This is a genomic window from Bradyrhizobium sp. 159 (assembly GCF_023073795.1).
Lineage (GTDB): Bacteria > Pseudomonadota > Alphaproteobacteria > Rhizobiales > Xanthobacteraceae > Bradyrhizobium.
In genome coordinates this window covers 233,366-254,872 of sequence record NZ_JADPKE010000018.1, presented here as the reverse complement: position 1 = coordinate 254,872, position 21,507 = coordinate 233,366, and the positions used below count along the sequence as shown (strand labels likewise).

Annotated in this window: 20 protein-coding genes; 19 read left to right on the top strand and 1 reads right to left on the bottom strand. The window is 64.9% G+C overall.

Annotation, left to right across the window (positions count from 1 at the left end):
- The first annotated feature begins 19 nt into the window (after positions 1 to 19).
- The 10 genes from IVA96_RS03580 (at position 20) to mmsB (ending at position 11,205) form a co-directional block, all read left to right on the top strand.
- A complete protein-coding gene (locus IVA96_RS03580) occupies positions 20 to 1,564 on the top strand; it encodes a sugar ABC transporter ATP-binding protein (RefSeq protein WP_247415388.1) in 1,545 nt (514 codons plus the stop codon).
- Positions 1,561 to 2,553 (top strand): ABC transporter permease, encoded by a 993-nt coding sequence (locus IVA96_RS03575; protein ID WP_247278229.1) that lies wholly within the window; start codon positions 1,561 to 1,563, stop codon positions 2,551 to 2,553. Before IVA96_RS03580 ends, IVA96_RS03575 begins: the two co-directional genes overlap by 4 nt.
- A complete protein-coding gene (gene yjfF, locus IVA96_RS03570) occupies positions 2,550 to 3,530 on the top strand; it encodes a galactofuranose ABC transporter, permease protein YjfF (protein WP_247278228.1) in 981 nt (326 codons plus the stop codon). The genes IVA96_RS03575 and yjfF overlap by 4 nt, the downstream gene beginning before the upstream one ends.
- Positions 3,527 to 4,303 (top strand): FadR/GntR family transcriptional regulator, encoded by a 777-nt coding sequence (locus IVA96_RS03565; protein ID WP_247278227.1) that lies wholly within the window; start codon positions 3,527 to 3,529, stop codon positions 4,301 to 4,303. Before yjfF ends, IVA96_RS03565 begins: the two co-directional genes overlap by 4 nt.
- The gene (locus IVA96_RS03560) at positions 4,300 to 5,226 is read left to right on the top strand and encodes a Gfo/Idh/MocA family oxidoreductase (protein WP_247415386.1); all 927 of its coding nucleotides are present in this window, start codon (positions 4,300 to 4,302) and stop codon (positions 5,224 to 5,226) included. The genes IVA96_RS03565 and IVA96_RS03560 overlap by 4 nt, the downstream gene beginning before the upstream one ends.
- A gap of 2 nt (positions 5,227 to 5,228) precedes the next feature.
- On the top strand, positions 5,229 to 6,305 hold the full coding sequence (locus IVA96_RS03555) for an aldose epimerase family protein (protein ID WP_247278225.1): 1,077 nt from the start codon (positions 5,229 to 5,231) through the stop codon (positions 6,303 to 6,305).
- The gene (locus IVA96_RS03550; RefSeq protein WP_247278273.1) at positions 6,305 to 7,183 is read left to right on the top strand and encodes an SMP-30/gluconolactonase/LRE family protein; all 879 of its coding nucleotides are present in this window, start codon (positions 6,305 to 6,307) and stop codon (positions 7,181 to 7,183) included. The genes IVA96_RS03555 and IVA96_RS03550 overlap by 1 nt, the downstream gene beginning before the upstream one ends.
- 68 nt (positions 7,184 to 7,251) lie before the next feature.
- Positions 7,252 to 8,322, top strand: a complete 1,071-nt coding sequence (gene chvE / locus IVA96_RS03545) for a multiple monosaccharide ABC transporter substrate-binding protein (protein ID WP_247278224.1) — start codon at positions 7,252 to 7,254, stop codon at positions 8,320 to 8,322.
- A gap of 118 nt (positions 8,323 to 8,440) precedes the next feature.
- Positions 8,441 to 10,018: a multiple monosaccharide ABC transporter ATP-binding protein gene (mmsA, locus tag IVA96_RS03540; protein WP_247278223.1), complete on the top strand. Its 1,578-nt coding sequence runs from the start codon at positions 8,441 to 8,443 to the stop codon at positions 10,016 to 10,018.
- On the top strand, positions 10,015 to 11,205 hold the full coding sequence (gene mmsB, locus IVA96_RS03535) for a multiple monosaccharide ABC transporter permease (protein ID WP_247278222.1): 1,191 nt from the start codon (positions 10,015 to 10,017) through the stop codon (positions 11,203 to 11,205). The genes mmsA and mmsB overlap by 4 nt, the downstream gene beginning before the upstream one ends.
- Positions 11,206 to 11,275: 70 nt before the next feature.
- On the opposite strand, the gene IVA96_RS03530 is transcribed toward mmsB, so the two are convergent.
- The gene (locus tag IVA96_RS03530) at positions 11,276 to 11,701 is read right to left on the bottom strand and encodes a cupin domain-containing protein (protein WP_247278221.1); all 426 of its coding nucleotides are present in this window, start codon (positions 11,699 to 11,701) and stop codon (positions 11,276 to 11,278) included.
- Positions 11,702 to 11,970: 269 nt separating this feature from the next.
- Between IVA96_RS03530 and IVA96_RS03525 the strand changes: the two genes are divergently transcribed.
- The 9 genes from IVA96_RS03525 to IVA96_RS03485 all read left to right on the top strand — a co-directional run bounded on the left by IVA96_RS03525 (position 11,971) and on the right by IVA96_RS03485 (position 21,450).
- Positions 11,971 to 12,636, top strand: coding sequence for an HAD family hydrolase (locus IVA96_RS03525; RefSeq protein WP_247278220.1), 666 nt, complete (start codon positions 11,971 to 11,973; stop codon positions 12,634 to 12,636).
- Between the two features lie 8 nt (positions 12,637 to 12,644).
- Positions 12,645 to 13,595 carry a sugar-binding domain-containing protein gene (locus IVA96_RS03520; RefSeq protein ID WP_247278219.1) on the top strand — a complete coding sequence of 317 codons (951 nt, stop codon included), beginning with the start codon at positions 12,645 to 12,647 and terminating at the stop codon, positions 13,593 to 13,595.
- A gap of 294 nt (positions 13,596 to 13,889) precedes the next feature.
- On the top strand, positions 13,890 to 15,203 hold the full coding sequence (locus IVA96_RS03515) for a sugar ABC transporter substrate-binding protein (RefSeq protein ID WP_247415383.1): 1,314 nt from the start codon (positions 13,890 to 13,892) through the stop codon (positions 15,201 to 15,203).
- 92 nt (positions 15,204 to 15,295) lie between these two features.
- Positions 15,296 to 16,168 carry a sugar ABC transporter permease gene (locus IVA96_RS03510; RefSeq protein ID WP_247278218.1) on the top strand — a complete coding sequence of 291 codons (873 nt, stop codon included), beginning with the start codon at positions 15,296 to 15,298 and terminating at the stop codon, positions 16,166 to 16,168.
- A 1-nt stretch (position 16,169) separates the two neighbouring features.
- Positions 16,170 to 17,000 carry a carbohydrate ABC transporter permease gene (locus tag IVA96_RS03505; RefSeq protein ID WP_247278217.1) on the top strand — a complete coding sequence of 277 codons (831 nt, stop codon included), beginning with the start codon at positions 16,170 to 16,172 and terminating at the stop codon, positions 16,998 to 17,000.
- Positions 17,001 to 17,015: 15 nt separating this feature from the next.
- Complete coding sequence (locus IVA96_RS03500; protein WP_247278216.1) at positions 17,016 to 18,023, top strand: ABC transporter ATP-binding protein; 1,008 nt, start codon at positions 17,016 to 17,018, stop codon at positions 18,021 to 18,023.
- A gap of 31 nt (positions 18,024 to 18,054) precedes the next feature.
- Positions 18,055 to 18,828 (top strand): SDR family NAD(P)-dependent oxidoreductase, encoded by a 774-nt coding sequence (locus tag IVA96_RS03495; protein WP_247415380.1) that lies wholly within the window; start codon positions 18,055 to 18,057, stop codon positions 18,826 to 18,828.
- A gap of 37 nt (positions 18,829 to 18,865) precedes the next feature.
- Positions 18,866 to 20,509: an FGGY-family carbohydrate kinase gene (locus IVA96_RS03490; RefSeq protein ID WP_247415377.1), complete on the top strand. Its 1,644-nt coding sequence runs from the start codon at positions 18,866 to 18,868 to the stop codon at positions 20,507 to 20,509.
- Between the two features lie 5 nt (positions 20,510 to 20,514).
- Positions 20,515 to 21,450, top strand: coding sequence for a carbohydrate kinase (locus IVA96_RS03485; protein ID WP_247278214.1), 936 nt, complete (start codon positions 20,515 to 20,517; stop codon positions 21,448 to 21,450).
- Positions 21,451 to 21,507: the final 57 nt, after the last annotated feature.

Here is a 21,507-nt window from a genome sequence, read left to right as displayed (position 1 = left end):
TGCCGGGAGTGACGTTGTCATGGAAAACAGCCCCGATCCTGCTCCGGCCCTTGTGGAGGTGCGCGGGATCAGCAAAAGCTTCGGTGCTGTGCGAGCGTTGCAGGAGGTCGACTTCACGCTTCGCGCCGGCGAGATCCATGCGCTGCTCGGCGAGAACGGCGCCGGCAAATCCACGCTGATCAAGGCGGTGACCGGCGTGTTCCCGCGCGATACCGGCATCGTCAGGCTCGGCGGTGAAGAGGTCGCGCCGCGCTCGGCCAAGGCGGCGCTTCAGGCCGGCATCGCCACCGTCTACCAGGAAGTCAACCTGCTGCCGAACCTCTCGGTGGCGCAAAATCTGTTTCTCGACCGCCAGCCGATGCGTTTCGGCATTGTCCGCGAGGGCGAGATGCGTCGCCGCGCCAACGCCTTGCTGGCGGACTTTGGCCTCGACATCGATGTCGCCGCGCCGCTCGGCAGCTATTCTGTCGCCGTGCAACACGTCACCGCGATCGCGCGGGCCGTCGATCTCTCCGCGCGCGTGCTGATCCTGGACGAGCCGACCGCGAGCCTGGACCGCCACGAGGTCGACATCCTTTTCGGCATCATGCGCCAGCTCGCCAAACGTGGCATCGGTATCGTCTTTGTCAGCCACTTCCTGGACCAGGTCTACGAGATTTCTGACCGCGTCACCGTCTTGCGCAACGGTCGCCTGGTCGGCGAGCGCGAAACCGCTTCGCTGCCGCGGCTGGAATTGATCCGGATGATGCTCGGCCGCGAGCTGGCCGAGACCACCAGCGCGCGGGCGTCTGCCACTGAGCACAGAGCGCGCGAGATCTGCGCGAGCTTCGAGAATTACGGCAAAGCCGGCTACGTCGCGCCGTTCAATCTCGAGCTGCGCCATGGTGAGGTCGTTGGTCTCGCCGGCCTGCTCGGCTCGGGCCGGACCGAGACGGCGCGGCTGGTGTTCGGTGCCGAACGCGCCGATCGCGGCCAGGCGAAGGTGGAGGGCGCACCGGTGCGGCTCCAGTCGCCGCGCGACGGTGTCCGCCACGGCTTTGGCTATTGCCCGGAGGAGCGCAAGACCGACGGTATCGTCGCCGAGCTCAGCGTGCGCGAGAACATCGTGCTCGCGCTCCAGGCCAAGCGCGGGCTGCATCGGCCGCTGTCGCGCCGCGAGCAGGACGAGATCGCACGTCGTTACGTCAAGATGCTCGACATCCGCCCGGCAGATGCCGAACGCCCGGTCGGCCTGCTCTCCGGCGGCAATCAGCAGAAAGTGCTGCTGGCGCGCTGGCTTGCGACCTCGCCGCGCCTGCTGGTGCTGGACGAGCCGACCCGCGGCATCGATGTCGGCGCGCATGCCGAGATCATCCGCCTGATCCGTGAACTCTGCGACGACGGGCTGGCACTGCTCGTGATCTCCTCTGAGCTCGATGAGATCGTGACCTATTCCGACCGCGTCGTGGTGCTGCGCGACCGCACCCATGTCGAGGAGCTCGCGGGCGAGGCGATCGACGTCGGCAACATTCTCGCGGCCATCGCCGCCGATGGCGCCGCGATCGCGCATGAGGGGCGGGCATGACAGCGCTGTTGCCGCGCCGCGGCCTTGCCCAGATCCTCGCGTTGATTGTTATCCTGGCGGTCGATCGCGTGGTGTCGCCGCAATTCTTCGACCTGCGTCTTCAGGACGGCCGGCTGTTCGGCAGCCTGATCGACGTGCTCAACCGCGGCACGCCGGTGGCGCTGCTCTCGCTCGGTATGGTGCTGGTGATCGCCACGCGCGGCATCGATTTGTCGGTTGGCGCGGTCATGGCGATCTCGGGCGCGATTGCGGCGAGCCTCGCCGACAGCCATGGTCTGCCCATCGTGCTGGGGGCTGCGCTTGGTGCCGGACTCGTCTGCGGCCTCTGGAACGGCTTCCTCGTCGCCGTGCTCGGCATGCAGCCGATCGTGGCGACGCTGATCCTGATGGTGGCGGGCCGCGGCATCGCCCAGCTGATTACCGAGGGGCGCATCGTAACTTTCTCCTCGCCCGATTTGGTGTGGCTCGGCAATGGCGCTGTGCTCGGCCTGCCGGTGCCGGTCGCGATCGCCTTGGGCATGCTGATCCTCACCGGCGCGGTGGTGCGCGGCTCGGCGCTGGGGCTGCTGATCGAGGCGACCGGTGGCAATGCGCGGGCGAGCGAGCTCGCCGGCGTCGGCACGCGCGCCATGATATTGTCGGTCTATGTCTGGTGCGGCGTCTGTGCCGCGCTCGCCGGCGTGATTGCAGCCGCTGATATCATGGGTGCGGATGCCAACAATGCCGGCCTCTGGCTCGAGCTCGACGCCATCCTCGCGGTCGTGATCGGCGGCACCTCGCTGTTCGGCGGCCGCTTCAGCCTGGTACTGGCCGTGTTGGGTGCGCTGATCATCCAAACCATGAACACCGGCATCTTATTGTCCGGCTATCCGCCGGAGTTCAATTTGCTGGTCAAGGCGGTGGTGGTGCTCGCGGTGCTCTTGCTGCAATCGCCGAAATTCGCCGGCATTGCCGGGACAGCCGCGCGACTGCGGAGGTCCAAAGCATGAAAGGCCTGCCGCCCGTCCTCATCACCGCCATCGTGCTGGTCGCCGGCTTTGCGCTCTGCGCGATGCAATTCCCCAACATTGCCTCAACCCGCGTGGTCGGCAATCTCCTCACCGACAACGCCTTTCTCGGCATCGTCGCGACCGGCATGACCTTCGTCATCATCTCCGGCGGCATCGATCTTTCGGTCGGCTCGGTGATCGGTTTCACGACCGTGTTCGTGGCGCTGGCTATCGAGCGCTGGGGCGTGCCGCCGCTGGTCGCTTTCACCGCCATCCTCCTGCTTTCGGCAGGGTTCGGGGCTGCAATGGGTGCCGTGATCCATGTCTTCGACCTGCCGCCCTTCATCGTCACGCTCGCCGGCATGTTCCTCGCGCGCGGTGCGAGCTTCCTGCTCTCGACGGAATCGGTGCCGATCACAGCGCCGGTCTACTCGACCGTGTCGGACTTCGCGCTGCGGATGCCCGGCGGCGGACGGCTGACGGCCATCGCGATCATCATGCTGGTGATCGTGATCGGCGGCGCCCTGCTGCTGCATCTCACCCGGTTCGGCGCCAATGTCTATGCGCTCGGCGGCAGCCGGGCCACCGCGAGCCTGATGGGCGTTGCGGTCGGCAAGATGACGGTGAAGATCTACATGCTGTCGAGCCTGCTCGCTGGCATCGCCGGCATTGTCTTCTCCTTCTACACCAGCGCCGGCTATTCGCTCTCCGCGGTCGGCGTCGAGCTGGATACCATCGCGGCCGTCGTGATCGGCGGCACGCTGCTCACGGGCGGCCAGGGATCGGTGATCGGCACCTTCCTCGGCGTGCTGATCCAGGGCTTGATTCAGACCTACATCAATTTCGACGGCACGCTGTCGAGCTGGTGGACCAAGATCGCGACCGGCATTCTGCTGTTCGCCTTCATCGCCTTGCAGCAGGGACTGGTCGCGCTGGCACGACGGCCGGTGAGGAAGAGTGCAGGAGCAACCTCATGACCTCGCGCATCGTCGTCATCCCGACGCGGCGGGCCCACTCCAATCATGCGGAGGTGGCCCGCTCGATCGGCGTCGATATCATCGCTGGCCGCTATGCGGAGGGGACGCGGCTGCCCGGTGACGCCGAGATGATCGCGATGTTCGGCGTGTCGCGGCCGGTCCTGCGCGAGAGCGTCAAGACGCTGGTAGCCAAGGGGCTGCTCACCACCAAGGCGCGCGTCGGCACCGTCGTGCGCGAGCGCGGCGCCTGGAACATGTTCGACGCCGACGTGCTGGCCTGGCATCTGGACGCCGGCATCGACAAGCGCTTCCTCAACGACCTCGCCGAGATCCGTCTCGCCGTCGAGCCGCGCGCCGCCGTTCTCGCAGCTATGCACCGGTCCGAAGACGACGTCGCTGAGCTCCGTCGCTGCATGGATCGCATGCGGCTTGAAGCGTCGGACTCCGTCGGCTTTGCCGATGCCGACCTCGCGCTCCATGTTGGGGTGGCGCGCGCCTCCGGCAATCTGTTCATGCGCTCGATCGGGCATGTCATCGAGGCAGCGCTGCGCGCCTCGTTCCTGCTGAGCGCCCCGGTCGCGCCGGAGGACCGCGACACCGTGCTGCTCTGGCATCAAAAGATCGTCGATGCCATTGCGGCAGGCGATGCTGACGGCGCCTCGGAGGCGATGGTCTACGTCATTCACAACGGCATGAGCCGGCACGAACACACTGTGATCGAGGCCGCGCCGGCGGATCCGCTGCCATCTGCGAATACTGGAGAGCAAGCGTGACCGAACTTCGCATCGCCATTGTTGGCTTCGGCAAGATCGCGCGCGACCAGCACCTCGATGCAATCGCCGCGACACCGGATGCGACGCTCGCGGCTGTCGCCAGCCGCAACGCCTCGCTACCGGGGCTGCCGCATTTCGCCACCATCGAGGATTTGCTGGAGAAGGGGCCGCCGATCGACGCAGTGTCGCTCTGCACGCCGCCGCAGGTGCGCCGCGCCCAGGCGGCCGCGGCGCTCGCCGCCGGCAAGCATGTCATGCTGGAGAAGCCGCCCGGCACCGGCGTCGCCGAGCTCGATCCGCTGATCGCGATGGCAGCGGAGGCGAAGCGGACGTTGTTTGCAACCTGGCATTCGCGCTACGCGCCGGCCGTCGAGCCGGCGCGGCAATGGCTCGCCGAGCGCCGCATCGCCTCCGTGCACATCAGCTGGAAGGAAGACGTCCGCGTCTGGCATCCCGGGCAGGGCTGGATCTGGGAGCCGGGCGGCCTCGGCGTGTTCGATCCCGGCATCAATGCGCTGTCGATCCTGACCAAAATCCTCCCGCAACCCGTGTTCGTCACCGCGGCCGAGTTGGCCTTTCCGGCCAACTGCCAGGCACCGATCGCGGCGAACCTGACGCTGACCGATATCGACGGCCTGGCCGTCAGTGCCGAATTCGACTTCCGCCAGACCGGGCCGCAGAGCTGGGATATCCTCGTGGAAACCGATCAGGGCCGGTTGACGCTGTCCGGTGGCGGCAGGCGGATGGCGATCGACGGCAAGACCATTGCCGAGGCGCCCGATGAGGAATATCGGGAGCTGTACCGGCGCTTCGTCAATCTCGCTGCGACCGGCGCGAGCGATGTCGACCTGGCGCCATTGCGTCTCGTCGCCGATGCCTTCCTGCTCGGCAAGCGGTCGATCGTCGAACCATTTGTGGACTGACAATGGCTGGCTCGCGAATCACAAGAGACGTTTTCGGAGCACTGCCGGATGGTCGCGCGGTCGAACGCGTCGTGCTGCGCGGGGAGGGCGGCTTCGAAGCGCGCATCATCACCCACGGCGCGGTGATCCAGGCGTTGATCGCGCCGGACGCTAAGGGCGGCTATGACGATGTCGTGCTCGGCCACGATGCCTTCGCCGGTTATCTCGCCGAACGAAAGTTCCTCGGCGCCACGGTCGGCCGCTACGCCAACCGCATCGCCAACGGGCAGTTCCCGCTTGACGGCGAGACTGTGCAGCTCGCCGTCAACAACTGCCCTAATGCGCTGCACGGTGGCGTCGATGGCTTCGACCGCAAGCTCTGGGAGATCGCGGAGATCAACGAGAGCGCCGAGCCCGCGGTGACGCTCACCTATGTCAGCCCGCATGGCGAAGAAAATTATCCGGGCCGGCTCGATGTGCGTCTGACCTATCGCATCACCGGTCCGACCGAGCTATCGCTGAGCATGGAGGCCCGCACGGATCGGCCGACGATCGTCAACCTCACCAACCATAGCTTCTTCAATCTGGAGGGTGCGACGTCGGGTACGCCCGTCCTTGATCATGAGCTGACGGTCGCCGCCGAGCATTTTCTTGCGATTGATCCCACCGCCATTCCGCTGCCGGAGCCGCCGCGTCGCGTTGCCGGCACGCCGTTCGACTTCCGCGAAGCACGGCCGGTCGGCGAGCGCATCCGCGAGAGCAATCAGCAATTGCGCAACGGCAGAGGCTACGATCACACGTACTGTCTCGCGCGTGACGGCAAGCTTGCTTTCGCGGCCCGGCTGGAGGCGCCGGACTCGGGGCGCATCATGGAGTTGTTCACCGATCAGCCCGGCCTGCAGGTCTATTCCGGCAATTATCTCGATGGCACGATCTCCGGGAAGGGTGGCAAGCTCGTCCGGCAGTCGGACGCGATGTGCCTGGAGCCGCACATCTGGCCTGACGCGCCGAACCGGCCGGATTTCCCGAGCCCGCGGCTCTCACCTGGCGAGGTCTATCGCCATCACACGCTCTATCGCTTTTCGGTGAGGACGCCATGATGGAAGAGGTGCCGACGTCTGTGCTCTCGGATCACCCTTGCCATCTCGGCGAGGGGCCAACCTATGACGCGACCACCGACACGGCCTGGTGGTTCGACATCCGCGAAGGGCTGCTGTTTGAGGCGCAGCTCGGCGGAGGTGGCGTCCGCGTCCATGCGCTCGGCCGGATGGCGAGTGCGCTCGGCAGGATCGACGCCGAGCGTCAGTTGATCATCGCGGAAGACGGCCTCTACGTCCGCGAGCTCGCTCACGGCACGATGACGCTGCTCTGCCCGCTCGAAGCCCACAATCCGACGACGCGCTCCAATGACGCGCGGGTGCATCAGTCCGGCACGTTCTGGATCGGCACCATGGGCCGCAAGGCGGAGCCGGAGGCGGGCGCGATCTACGCGTTTCATCGCGGCAAGATCTCGCTGCTGTTCCCCCGCATCAGCATTCCCAACTCGATCTGCTTCTCGCCGGACGGCGCTATTGGCTATTTCGCCGACAGCGCGCGGGCCGTGCTCTACGCCGTGCCGCTCAATCCCGGGACCGGCCTGCCGCGCGGCGAGCCGGAGGTGCTGCTGCGCCACACCGGCATCGGCGGCCTCGACGGCTCGGTGTGCGACGCCGACGGGCAGATCTGGAACGCCTGCTGGGGCGCGGGCCGCATCGATGTTTACTCTCCGCAGGGCGAGCGCCTGCGCTCACTCAGCGTGCCGGCAAGGCAGGCGAGTTGCCCGGCTTTCGTCGGCCCCGATCTGTCGCGTCTCCTCGTCACCTCCGCCTGGCAGGACATGGACACGGCGACGCGTGCTGCCGATCCGCAAGCAGGCCACACCTTTCTGCTGAAGGCGTCCGCGCGCGGTCGCGCGGAGCCCGACGTCAAGCTCGCATAGGAGACCCAAAGCAACCGACATCTGTCCTCGAAACGAAAGAACAGTCTGACACCCAAAGGGAGTGAAACATGCTGAAACTGAAGACGACATTCCTCGCGCTCGCGCTGGCCGGCGCTGCCACGATGGCCACAGGCGTCGCCGCCTTTGCTCAGAAGGCGACAGTCGGCATCGCCATGCCGACCAAATCCTCGGCGCGTTGGATCGACGACGGCAACAACATGGTCAAGGTGCTGAAGGAGCGCGGCTACAGCACCGACCTGCAATATGCCGAGGATGACATTCCGAACCAGCTCTCGCAGGTCGAGAACATGGTGACCAAGGGCGCGAAGGCGCTGGTGATCGCCGCGATCGACGGCACCACGCTGTCCGACGTGCTCAAGCAGGCCAAAGCCAAGGGCATCACCGTGATCGCCTATGACCGCCTGATCCGCGGCACGCCGGATGTCGACTACTACGCGACCTTCGACAATTTCCAGGTGGGCGTGCTCCAGGCGCAGTCGATCGAGCAGGGGCTCGGCCTCAAGGAAGGCAAGGGACCCTTCAACATCGAGCTGTTCGGCGGCTCGCCCGACGATAACAACGCCTACTTCTTCTACAACGGCGCCATGAGCGTTCTGAAGCCCTATATCGATAGCGGCAAGCTCGTCGTCGTCTCCGGCCAGATGGGCATGGACAAGGTGGCGACGCTGCGCTGGGATGGCGCCACCGCGCAGGCCCGCATGGACAATCTGCTCAGCGCCTATTACGGCAACAAGAAGATCAATGCCGTGCTGTCGCCCTATGATGGCATCTCGATCGGCATCATCTCCTCGCTGAAGGGCGTCGGGTACGGCAGCGCGGACCAGCCGATGCCCATCATCTCCGGCCAGGACGCCGAGGTGCCCTCGATCAAGGCGATGCTGCGCGGCGACCAGTATTCGACCATCTTCAAGGACACCCGCGACCTCGCCAAGGTGACGGCCGACATGGTCGACGCGGCGCTCGCCGGCAAGCAGGTCACCGTCAATGACACCAAGACCTACGAGAACGGCGTCAAGACGGTGCCGTCCTATCTGCTTAAGCCGGTCGTGGTCTACAAGGACAATTGGGAGAAGGTGCTGGTCGACAGCGGCTACTACAAGAAGTCGCAGTTCCAGTAGGCTTGTCTTGCTCAGTCATTCCGGGGCGATGCGAAGCATCGAACCCGGAATCTCGAGGTTCCGGGTTCGCCCTTTGGGCGCCCCGGAACGACGGTGAACTTTCCAAGGACACTATCCGATGACCGCCATGCTGGAGATGCGCAACGTCAGCAAGAGCTTTGCCGGTGTTCAGGCGCTGCGCGACGTCAATTTCTCGGTTCACGCCGGGCAGATCCACGCGCTCGTGGGCGAGAACGGCGCCGGCAAGTCGACGCTGATGAAAGTGCTGAGCGGGGTCTATCCGCACGGCAGCTACGAGGGCACCATCGTCTTCGAGGGCGAGGAGCGGCGCTTCCGCGACATCAACGATTCCGAGGCGCTTGGCATCATCATCATCCATCAGGAGCTGGCGCTGATTCCGCTGATGTCGATCGCCGAGAACATCTTCCTGTCGCATCCGCCGTCGAAGTTGGGGGTGATCGATCGCGACGAGGTCTACCGGCGCACGCGGGAACTGCTTGCGCAGGTTGGCTTGAAGGAATCGCCGGATACGCTGATCACCGATCTCGGCGTTGGCAAGCAGCAGCTGGTCGAGATCGCGAAGGCGCTGTCCAAACGGGTGCGGATGCTGATCCTGGACGAGCCGACCGCGAGCCTCAATGAGGCCGACAGCGCCGCGCTGCTCGAACGGCTGATGACATTTCGCGAGCAGGGTATCGGCTCGATCCTGATCTCGCACAAGCTGAACGAGGTCGCAAGGGTCGCCGACCACATCACTGTGCTGCGCGACGGCCGCACGGTCGACAGCATCGATTGCCATGCCGAGGCGATCCAGGAGGATCGCATCATCCGCAGCATGGTCAACCGCGATCTTGCCCATCGCTTTCCGGAGCGCAGCGCGAAGATCGGCGAACCCGTGCTCACCGTCGAGAACTGGTCGGTCTATCATCCCGTCCATCCCGAGCGGAAGGTGATCAAGAACGTCAATTTCAGTGTCAAGCGAGGCGAGGTCGTGGGCATCGCCGGCCTGATGGGAGCCGGCCGCACTGAATTCGCCATGAGCCTGTTCGGCCGCTCCTGGGGCACCACCATCAGCGGCAGCCTCCGGCTCGAGGGCAGGGAGATGACGCTGCCGAGCGTCGCGGCCGCGATCGATGCCGGCCTTGCCTATGTCACCGAGGATCGCAAGCAGCTCGGCCTCATCCTCGCCGACGACGTTCGCAAGAACATCACGCTGGCGAGCCTCGACCAGGTCGCGCCCGGCCGTGTGATCGACGACATCGCCGAGCTCAAGGTCGCCAGCGACTACCGCAGCCGGATGCGGATCCGCTGCTCCGACGTCTACCAGGAGACAGGCCAGCTCTCCGGCGGCAATCAGCAGAAAGTGGTGCTGTCGAAATGGCTGATGACCGATCCGAAGGTGCTGATCCTGGACGAACCGACGCGGGGCATCGACGTCGGTGCCAAGTACGAGATTTACTGTATCATCAACGAACTGGCGGAAGCCGGTCGCGGCGTCGTCGTGATCTCCTCGGAAATGCCCGAGCTGCTCGGCATCTGCGATCGCATCTGCGTCATGAACGACGGCGCCTTTGTCGGGGAATTCCAGGGATCCGAGGCGACGCAGGAAAAGATCATGCGCGCCATCATGCGCAATAAGAGAAGCAACGGGAGCGGCGCTCGTGCGGCCGCGGAGATTGGAGGATCGCAGCCATGACCGACAAGACGGTGTCGCTGCCCGAGGAGCGCCGGCACGGCAGCTTCATCAAGAACAACTTGCGCAGCTACGGCATGCTGATCTCGCTGGTCGCCATCATGCTGTTCTTCCAGGTCGTCACTGGCGGCACGCTGCTCCAGCCGCTCAACCTGACCAATCTGGTGCTCCAGAACAGCTACATCGTCATCATGGCGCTGGGCATGCTGCTGGTGATCGTCACCGGCCATATCGACCTTTCGGTCGGCTCGGTCGCGGGCTTCATCGGCGCGGTGGCCGCCGTGCTCATGGTGACCTACAAGATCGACTACACGCTCGCCTTCATTGCCTGCCTCCTGATTGGCGCCGCCATCGGCGCGGCGCAGGGCTATTGGGTGGCCTATTTCAAGATCCCGTCCTTCATCGTCACCTTGGCGGGCATGCTGGTGTTCAAGGGCCTCGCGCTCGCGGTCTTGCAGGGCCAGTCGCTTGGACCGTTCCCGGCGACCTTCCAGAAATTGTCGTCGGGGTTCATTCCTGAACTGCTTCCGGAGGCCGGCACGCTGCATCCGACCTCCATGCTGATCGGTGCGGTGCTCGCGCTCGGCCTGGTCTATGCCAGCGCCAAGGGACGGTCGCGCGAGCAATTGCATGGCATTGAGGTCGAACCTTATGCGTTCTTCCTGGGCAAGAGCGTTCTCTTGGCCTGCGCCGTGCTCTATTTCACCTATCTGATCGCCTCGCATCGCGGCCTGCCGAATGTGCTGGTCATCATGACGGCGTTGATCGCGCTCTACGGCTTCGTGACCCGGCGCACCGTGATCGGCCGGCAGATCTATGCCGTCGGCGGCAACGCCAAGGCGGCGAGCCTGTCGGGCATCAAGACCGAGCGGCTGACCTTCCTCACCTTCGTCAACATGGGCGTGCTCGCCGCGCTCGCCGGCCTCGTCTTCGCCGCGCGCCTCAACACCGCGACCCCGAAGGCCGGCCTCGGCTTCGAGCTCGACGTCATTGCCGCCTGCTTCATCGGCGGCGCCTCAGCCTATGGCGGGGTGGGCCGCGTCGGCGGTGCCGTGGTCGGCGCCATGATCATGGGTGTGATGAACAACGGCATGTCGATCCTCGGCATCGGTATCGACTACCAGCAGGTCATCAAGGGCCTGGTGCTGCTCGGGGCGGTGTGCATCGACGTGTACAATCAGCGGCGGTAAGCTCGCGGCGAAGAACGTAGAGTGGGCAAATGGCGCCAAAGCGCCCATGCCCACCAATTCTCGCGGTCGGTCAGGACTGCAGCACCGGTACCAATCCGTAGCGCAGCATCGTCTCCTTCATCTTTGCCGGATCGGGTGTACCGGCGGTGAGCAGGGCCGCCATTTCCTTGAAGTATTGCGGGCCAAGCACGCCGGGGGTGAGTGTGCACAGGCAGGTCGCCGGCCGGGGTGAACGGTTGGTGAAGCTGTGCACGACGCCGCGCTTGATGAACGCGGTCTCGCCCGGCGCCACGTCGACCTCCGTTCCGTCGATCCGCCAGGTCGAGATGCCGCTGAGTCCATAGATCGTTTCGTCCCAGCGATCGTGATAGTGAGGGATCGGCATGCGCGCGTTCGGTTGGAGGGTCATTTCGAACAGATCGAGGCTGCCGTCGGTGTCGTCCTTGCTCCGCAGAAAGATTAGCTGCAGCGCACCAAGATTGATGATCTCAGGCATGGCAAACTCATTGGGTCGTGTGCGGTCGCGAACCTTACCGCGTTCGGGCAGTGAGCCAAAGCGCTCTGGTGATACCATGATCTGGGTGGCGCAATTGGCGCAATCCTACTTGCCGACGCTGTTCCGCCGCGGCGGCTGCGTATCCTCGGCAACATCAAGCGTTGCCGGCGATCGACCGGCAGGTGGCGCATTGAGGCGCAGACCGCGCCGCGAGGGCTTGCCCCAGCTGAGCTATTGCTCGTCAGTTGGGTATATGATCGAATGGCTGGATGCACCAGGGCCGGCTGAAACCCGATCTGATCATCTTCGACTGCGACGGCGTGCTCGTCGACAGCGAGCTGTTGAGCTGCCGCTGCCTGTCCGAAGTGCTGGCCGAATCCGGCTTCGCGCTCAGTGAGGCGCAGGCGCTCGAACTCTTTCTCGGGCGGAGCACCAAGGCGATCGAGCAGCATTATCACGATCTCGGGCAAACCGTGCCGCACGGCTTCCTGCCGCGATTGAAGTCGCGCGTGCTCGAGACGTTTGCCGCCTCGCTCGAACCGATCCCCGGGGTTGGGGCGGTGCTGTCGGACCTGACGGTGCCGTTCTGCGTGGCCTCGTCGAGCGATATCGACCGCGTATCGCTCTCGCTCGACGTCACCGGCCTCAAGCCGCTGTTCGACGATCGCATCTACACGGCGCAGATGGTCAAGCGCGGCAAACCGGCGCCCGACCTTTTCCTCCACGCGGCCGAGAAGATGCGCATACCGCCCGCGCGCACATTGGTGATAGAGGACAGCGTCAGCGGCGTGCAGGCGGGCAAGGCGGCGGGCATGACTGTCTGGGGATTTGTTGGCGGAGGCCATTACAGCACCCGGGACGGGCAGGCTATATTGTCGGGCGCCGGGGCCGATCGGGTCTTCGAGCGCATGAGCGATTTCTGGAAGGACGTCTGACGCCTGCCATGGCCGCCGAGAATGAGAAATCGAGGCTCGACGACGCCGCGCGCGCCGGCTGGCTCTATTTCATTGCCGGTCATACCCAGGACGAGATCGCAAAGATGCTCCAGGTCTCGCGTGCCTCGGCGCAGCGGCTGGTCTCGCTCTGCCTCGCCGAGCGGCTGATCACGTTTCGGCTCGAGCATCCCATCGCCGCCTGCATGGAACTGGCGGCGCGCCTGAAGCAGCGCTTTGATCTGGTTCATTGCGAGGTGGTGCCGGCCGACCCTGCGGCGCCGCAGGCTACCGCGGGCATCGCCGAGCGTTGCGCCAACCTGCTCGATTCCACGCTGCGCTCGGAGACGCCGGTCATCGTCGCACTCGGCACCGGACGGGCGGTGCGCGCCGCGGTCGAGCGCGTTACGCCGATTGACCGGCCCAATCATCAGATCGTCTCGCTGGTCGGCAACATCTCCGCCGACGGCTCGGCGAGCTTCTACGACACCGTCGGCCGGCTCGCCGACCGCACCGGCGCGCGGCATTATCCGATGCCGTTGCCGTTCCTGATGTCGTCCGAGGACGAGCGCAACAAGATGGTCCGCATCGAGCCGATCGCCAAGGTGAAGGCGGTCGCGGCCAAGGCGGACCTTCGCCTCGTCGGCATCGGCCAGATGGACCAGAAGGCGCAGGTCCATGTCGATGGCTTCGTCACCCGCGATGAATTGTTCGAGATGATGCGGTTAGGTGCCATCGGCGAGATCACCGGCTGGGCCTATGATTCCAACGGTCGCCTGCTCAAATCCGGCACCAACAAGCGCCTGACCAGCATCCCGCCGGAAGTCCCGGCCAAGACCACGACGATCGGCGCCGCGATCGGCGCCGCCAAGGTGCCGGCGATCGCGGCCGCGATGAACGGGCGATTGATCAACGGCCTGATCACGGACGAGGCGACGGCAAGGGCGATCTTGGAGCGGTAGGGCGTTTGCGCTTTCGGCGTGCGCACGAGGCGGGAAGTCTCTCAACCACACCGCTGTCATTGTCCGCGAAGGCGGACGATCCAGCACGCCGCGGCCCCGCTTGGGCCAACCAACCGCACCGAGTACTGGATGCCCCGCTTTCGCGGGGCATGACAGCGTGGGTGCTCCCGCATCGCAGCACTCATAAGTTGCGGGAAGGGCCGCACGCCCTGCTTGACAACTGCGCCTGCTTGCGCTGAACATATGCCCAACGCGTGGGCATGTACTCAAAAGCGCGACTCTAGGGAGGTCTCCGTGAAACACGTCCTCGGCGCCGTCTGCGGCGCGTCTTGCCTGCTGCTGGCCATCCCCGCGATGGCCGAAACGACCCTGACCATCGCCACCGTCAACAATGGCGACATGATCCGCATGCAGGGGCTGACGGGTGAGTTCACCAAGAAGAACCCTGACATCACCGTGAAATGGGTGACGCTAGAGGAGAACGTACTGCGCCAGCGCGTCACCACCGACATCGCCACCAAGGGCGGTCAGTTCGACGTGCTGACCATCGGCACCTATGAGGTGCCGATCTGGGCCAAGAAGGGCTGGCTGGTGCCGTTGGCCAATCTCGGCGCCGATTACGACGTCGCCGACCTGCTGCCGAAGATCAAGGATGCGGTCTCCTCCGACGGCAAGCTTTACGCCGCGCCGTTCTACGGTGAGAGCTCGATGGTGATGTATCGCACCGATCTGGTCGAGAAGGCCGGCCTGAAGATGCCGGAAAAGCCGAGCTGGGATTTCGTGATTGATGCCGCCAAGAAGCTCACCGACAAGAGCGCCGGCGTCTACGGCATCTGCCTGCGCGGCAAGGCCGGCTGGGGCGAGAACATGGCGTTCCTCTCGGCCATGGCTAATTCCTATGGCGCGCGCTGGTTCGACGAGGAGTGGCAGCCGCAGTTCAACACGCCGGAATGGAAGGCGACGCTGACGACCTACGTCAATCTCATGAAGGAGGCCGGTCCTCCCGGCGCGAGCTCCAACGGCTTCAACGAGAACCTGGCGCTGTTCAACGCCGGCAAGTGCGCGATGTGGATCGACGCCACGGTCGCGGCATCTTTCGTCACCAATCCGAAGGAGTCCAACGTCGCCGACAAGGTCGGCTTCGCGCTCGCGCCCAACACCGGGCTCGGCAAGAACGCCAACTGGTTATGGGCCTGGAATCTCGCGATCCCCGCCGGCTCCAAGAAGACGGAAGCGGCCGAGAAGTTCATCGCCTGGGCCACGAGCAAGGACTACACCAAGCTCGTCGCGTCGAAGGAGGGCTGGGCCAACGTGCCGCCGGGCACGCGGACCTCGCTCTACCAGAACGAGGATTATCTGAAAGTCGCCCCCTTCGCCAAGTTGACGCTGGCCTCGATCGACGCGGCCGATCCGAACAAGCCGACGGTGAAACCAGTGCCATACGTCGGCGTGCAATACGCCGCGATCCCCGAATTCCAGGGCATCGGCACGCAGGTGGGCCAGCAGTTCTCGGCCGCGCTTTCGGGATCAATGACGGTCGACGCCGCGCTAACCGCCGCGCAATCCGCGACCGAGCGCGAGATGAAGCGCGCCGGCTACATCAAGTGAACCCGAGCTCTCCCTCCTGAGCTCAAACTGGCGGCCATCCGCCCATCCCCGGATGGATGGCCGCCTTTCTTCCCCGAAAGGAGAAGTCAGGGATGGCAACCCGGCAGACGCAATTTCTTGCGCGCTCGCTCCTGACGCCAGCGGTTGGGCTGCTGTTCATCTGGATGATCGTCCCGCTCGCGCTGACGATCTATTTCGCGACGCTGCATTACAGTCTGCTCGATCCCGGCTCGGAATCGTTCGTCGGCCTGGAAAATTTTCGCTACTTCCTGACCGATCCCGCCTTCCTTGCCTCGCTCCAGAACACCTTGGTGCTGGTCGGCTCCGTGCTGGCACTCACGATCCTGCTCGGCATTCCTCTGGCGCTGCTGATGGACCAGCCCGTGATCGGCCGCAATTTCGTCCGGCTGATGGTGATCGCGCCGTTCTTTGTGATGCCCACGGTGAGCGCGCTGGTCTGGAAGAATCTGCTGATGCACCCGGTATCGGGACTGTTTGCCTGGCTTGCTTCGCTGTTCGGCCTGACGCCGATCGACTGGTTCAACGATATGCCGCTGTTTGCGGTGATCCTGATCGTGACCTGGCAATGGCTGCCGTTCGCGACGCTGATCCTGCTCACCGCACTGCAATCGCTCGACGAGGAGCAGAAGGAAGCTGCCGAGATGGATGGCGCCAGCGCCGTCTCGACCTTCATCTACATCACCCTGCCGCACCTCGCGCGCCCCATCACGGTAGTGATCCTGATCGAGACCATCTTCCTGCTGACCGTGTTCGCCGAGATCTTCGTCACCACTGGCGGGGGTCCCGGTCTTCAGACCACCAATATCGCCTTCCTGATCTATTCGCAGGCGCTGATCCAGTTCGACGTCGGCAGCGCCTCCGCGGGCGGCCTCGTTGCCGTGGCGATCGCCAACATCGTCGCTTTCTTCCTGGTCCGCATCGTCGGCCGCAATTTGGAGGCCTGACATGGCACGGATGGCGACGACGCGGCGAGTGGCGATATCGACCGCAGCGGCCTGGCTGTTCGGATTTCTGATCTTCTTCCCGATTCTGTGGATGGTGCTGGCGAGCTTCAAGACCGAGCTCGAGGCCTTCGCCATCCCGCCGTCCTTCCTGTTCTTCCACTGGACCACGGAAAACTACGCGACCGTGCAGGAGCGCAGCGACTATTTCCACCACGCCATGAACTCGGTCATCATCGCCGGCGGCTCGACGCTGATTGCGCTTTTGATCGCCATCCCGGCGGCTTGGTCGATGGCATTCTCGCCGACCAAGCGCACCAAGGACATCCTGCTCTGGATGCTCTCGACCAAGATGATGCCGCCGGTCGGCGTGCTGGTGCCGATCTACCTGATCTACAAATCCTTCGGCCTGCTCGATTCCCGCATCGGCCTCGTCTTCATCCTCTGCCTCGGCAATCTGCCGATCGTCATCTGGATGCTGTTCACCTATTTCAAGGAGATCCCGCGCGATATCCTCGAGGCCGCGCGCATGGACGGCGCCACCATCGGCCGCGAACTCGTCTACGTGCTGACGCCGATGGCGATCCCGGGGCTCGCATCGACGCTGCTGCTCAACCTGATCCTCGCCTGGAACGAGGCGTTCTGGACGCTCAACCTGTCGACCTCGAACGCCGCGCCGCTCACCACGTTCATCGCGTCCTATTCGAGCCCGGAAGGGCTGTTCTGGGCAAAGCTGTCGGCGGCCTCCACGCTGGCGATCGCGCCCATTCTCGTCCTCGGTTGGTTCAGCCAGAAGCAGCTCGTGCGCGGGCTCACCTTCGGCGCGGTGAAGTAGAGGGGCTGCCGGATCATGGGTCAGATCACACTTCAGGGCGTGCAGAAATCCTTCGGCCCCGTGCACATCATCAAGGGCGCCGATCTGGACATCGCCGACGGCTCCTTCGTGGTGTTCGTCGGTCCCTCCGGCTGCGGCAAGACCACGCTCTTGCGGCTAATTGCCGGGCTCGAGGACGTCTCCGGCGGCAAGATCCTGATCGACGGCAAGAACGTGGTCGACACGCCGCCCGCCAAGCGCGGGCTCTCAATGGTGTTCCAGTCCTATGCGCTCTATCCGCATATGAGCGTGCGCGGCAATATCGGCTTCGGCCTGAAGATGGCGGGGCTGCCGAAGGAGGAGATCAACCGCAAGGTCGAGGCCGCAGCCGCGACGCTGAATCTCACGCCCTATCTCGACCGCAAGCCGCGCGAGCTCTCCGGCGGCCAGCGCCAGCGCGTCGCGATTGGCCGCGCCATCGTCCGCGAGCCCAAGGCGTTCCTGTTCGACGAGCCGCTCTCGAACCTCGATGCAGCGCTGCGTGTGCAGATGCGCATCGAGGTGACGCGGCTCCAGAAGCAGCTCGGCACCACCGCGATCTACGTCACCCACGATCAGGTCGAGGCCATGACCATGGCCGACAAGATTGTCGTGCTCAACGGCGGCAAGATCGAGCAATATGGCTCACCGCTGGAGCTCTATGAGCGGCCGGCCAATCTCTTTGTCGCCGGCTTCATCGGCTCGCCCAAGATGAATTTCGTAACCGGCGAGCTCGCCAAGCAGCAAGGCGCGGCGACCATTGGCGTGCGTCCCGAGCACCTCAAGATCGAGCGCGACGGCGCCGGCGGCTGGCAAGGAACGATCGCAGTCGCCGAGCATCTCGGCAGCGATACCTTTCTCTACGTCGACGCCGGTTCGCTCGGCATGCTGACGGCGCGCTACATCGGCGAATTGAGCCTGCACGCCGGTGATCGCGTGTCGCTGGTGCCGGACCCCGCGCGCATCCACCGCTTCGACGATGGCGGCAAGGCGCTTCGAAGCTAACAAGAAACGGCAAGAAAACGGGAAGACGATCATGTACCTGGACAAATTCAAGCTGAACGGCAAGAGCGCGTTCATCACCGGCGGCGGGCAGGGCATTGGCCTTGCTTGCGCCGAAGCGCTGGCTGAGGCCGGCGCCAGGGTCGTGATCGGTGATCGCGACAGCAAGGTCGCCGACAGCGCCAAAGCCACCCTGAAGGCCAAGGGCTACGACATCGAGACCGCGATCATGGACGTCACCGATACCAAGCGCGTCGCGGAGGTCGCAAACGACCTCGTCGCCCGCCACGGCAAGGTCGACATCCTCGTCAACAATGCCGGCATCGCGCGCAGCGAGACGCCGGCCGAGACCGTCACCGACGAGCACTGGCTCAACGTCATCGACGTCAACCTCAACGGCACCTTCTGGTGCTGCCGCGAGTTCGGCAAGCACATGTTGAAGGCTAGAAGCGGTGCCATCGTCAATGTCGGCTCGATGTCTGGCTTCATCGTCAACAAGCCGCAGGAGCAGTGCTTCTACAACGCCTCCAAGGCCGGTGTGCACCATCTCACCAAGTCGCTCGCCGCCGAATGGGGCGCACGCGGCATCCGCGTCAACGCGGTGGCGCCGACCTATATCGAAACGCCGCTGAACGCCTTCGTGAAGAGCAATCCGAAAATGTACGACGCCTGGATCGGCGGAAGCCCGATGGCGCGGATGGGGCAGGTCGAGGAGATCGCCTCCGTCGTGCTGTTCCTCTCGTCCGAGGCCGCAAGCCTGATGACCGGCAGCATCGTGCTGGTGGATGGCGGCTACACTTGCTGGTAGGCTTGCGTCAAAGCTGACGAAGCGACCGGGAGCGACAATGCCGCGAGCGTATATCGGCGTCGATGTAGGGACCACAAGCACGCGGGCAGGGGTGTTTGACGAAGCGGGCACGCTGCTCGCTCTGGCGCGACATCCGATCCGGACCTGGCACGAGGCCGGCGATATCGTTGAGCAGTCGTCCCAGGACATCTGGGACGCCTGCGCGACATCGGTACGCGCGGCGATGACGGAAGCTGGCATCACGCCCGATAGCGTCCGTGGCATCGGTTTCGATGCCACCTGTTCCCTAGTCGTCCTCGATAGGCAAGGCGAGCCACTCACGGTCAGTGGCTCCGGGGATAAGCAGCGCAACGTCATCGTCTGGATGGACCACCGCGCCACCGCCGAGGCGAGGCTGATCAACGAGACCGAGGATGCCGTGCTGCGCTATGTCGGCGGCTCGATCTCGCCCGAGATGCAGATGCCGAAGCTGCTTTGGCTGAAGCGGCATCTTCGGGCGAGTTTCGACGCCGCTGGTTACTTCTTCGATCTGGCTGATTATCTGGCCTGGCGCGCGACCGGCTCGCTCCAGCGCTCGACTTGCACCGTCACCTGCAAGTGGAACTACCTCGCACATGATGGCGGCTGGAGCGCGCCATTCTTCAAGCGCATTGGCCTGTCGGACTTCGTCAGCGAGACATGCGCGCGCATTGGCACCGAGATGGTCGCCCCCGGCACGCGGCTCGGTGCCGGTCTCACGCCCGCCGCGGCGGCCGAACTGGGCCTGTCGCCGGGCACGCCGGTCGGGGCGTCGCTGATCGACGCGCATGCGGGCGGCATCGGTGCGATCGGCGGCCGCGACGGCTCGGGCGGAGCAGCAGACGCATGCGATCGCCTCGCCTACATCATGGGGACATCGGCCTGCATCATGGCGACCACGAAGGAACCCTGTTTCGTGCCCGGCGTATGGGGACCTTACTACTCCGGCATGGTGCCGGACTTATGGCTCAACGAGGGTGGCCAGTCGGCCGCGGGCGCCGCGATCGATCACCTCCTCAAGTCGCATCCGGGTTTTGGCGAGGCGAGCGCGGCGGCGCGTAACGAGCGCCTCGACCTCATCGACTTCCTCGAGCGCCGCATCATCGCGCGCGCAGGCGATGCCAGCCGCGCCGCGCTGCTCGCGCGTGACGTGCATGTGCTTCCCGAATTCATCGGCAACCGTTCGCCCTACGCTGATCCTGACACGCGCGCGGTGATCGCCGGTCTCGATCTCGACACCGACATCGCTTCGATGGAGCGGCTATTCGTCGCCGGCCTCTGCGGGCTCGCCTATGGGCTCGCCGAGGTGATCGAGGCCTTTGCCGCGCATGGCGTTCGCTCCAGCATCATGATCATGGGCGGTGGGGCCAGCCGTAGCCCGCTGGTGCGCCAGATCATGGCCGATACGACCGGCCTCACGGTCGCGCTGCCGCAGACCAAGGAGCCGGTGCTGCTGGGTGCCGCGATGCTCGGCGCAGTGGCCGGCGGCGCCTATGCCTCGATCGGCGAGACCATGGCAAAAATGTCGGCGTTGGGACGCAAGAGCGAGCCGACCGCTCCCGATATGGCGGCGTTTCACGCCCGCAAGCGCGAGGTCTACAAGCTGCTACGCAACGTCGACCGCGGCAGCCGCGCGGCGATGAGCGACATCGCGAGGGGTTGAAACGGATGCTGATTGCCTGTGGCGATGCGCTGATCGATTTCGTGCCGACGCGAAGCACTGAGGGACGTGAAGCGGTAATGCCCGCGGTCGGCGGCGCCTGCCTCAACGTGGCCATCGGCATGGCGCGGCTGGGGGCGCCGACAAGTTTCGTCGGAGGCATCTCGACCGACTTATTCGGCCGCATGATCGCAGATCATGCCACCGTCTCCAACGTCGGCCTCGATCTCGCTACCCGCAGTGATCACCAGACCACGCTGGCTTTCGTCCGCATCGTCGCCGGCGAGTCGCATTACGCCTTCTACGATGCCGAGACCGCGACGCGGAACTGGACCTACCGGCGAGGTACGATTCCGTTCGATGCGGTGGACGCCCTCCATGTCGGTTCGACCACGCTGGTCAATGATCAGGGCGCAGCGGAGACGACGGCATTGGTCGCGGACGCGCGGGCGTCAGCAACCATCTCCTTCGATCCGAACTGCCGCCCCAATCTGGTCAAGGACAAGCCGGCCTATCTCGCGCGCATGGCCGGCTTCGCTGCCAGCGCCGATCTCATCAAGATGTCCGACGTCGATTTCGCCTATCTCTTCGGGGACGAGCCATATCAACAACGCGCGAGCGCGTTGCTGGGGCAGGGTACGAGCCTTGTCGTCATCACCCGCGGCAACGACGGCGCGGTCGCCTGGCACCCGGGCGCAGGACGGATCGAGGTCGCCGCGCCCAAGGTCGAGGTGGCCGACACGATCGGGGCCGGCGACAGCTTTCAGGCGGCGCTGCTGTTCGCTCTGCACAAGCAGGGTCGCATTGCCCGGCAAACCTTGAAGGACATCAGTGCCGACGAGCTCCGCCGCGCGCTATCCTTCGCCGCCAATTGCGCCGGCCTCACTTGCACCCGTCCGGGCGCCGATCCGCCCTGGAGCCACGAGGTGAGTTGGAGCTTGTAGCGATTGCCACCCCTGCGGTTGCCGCGATTCGGTGGACAATGGTTATGCGCCCGCGGA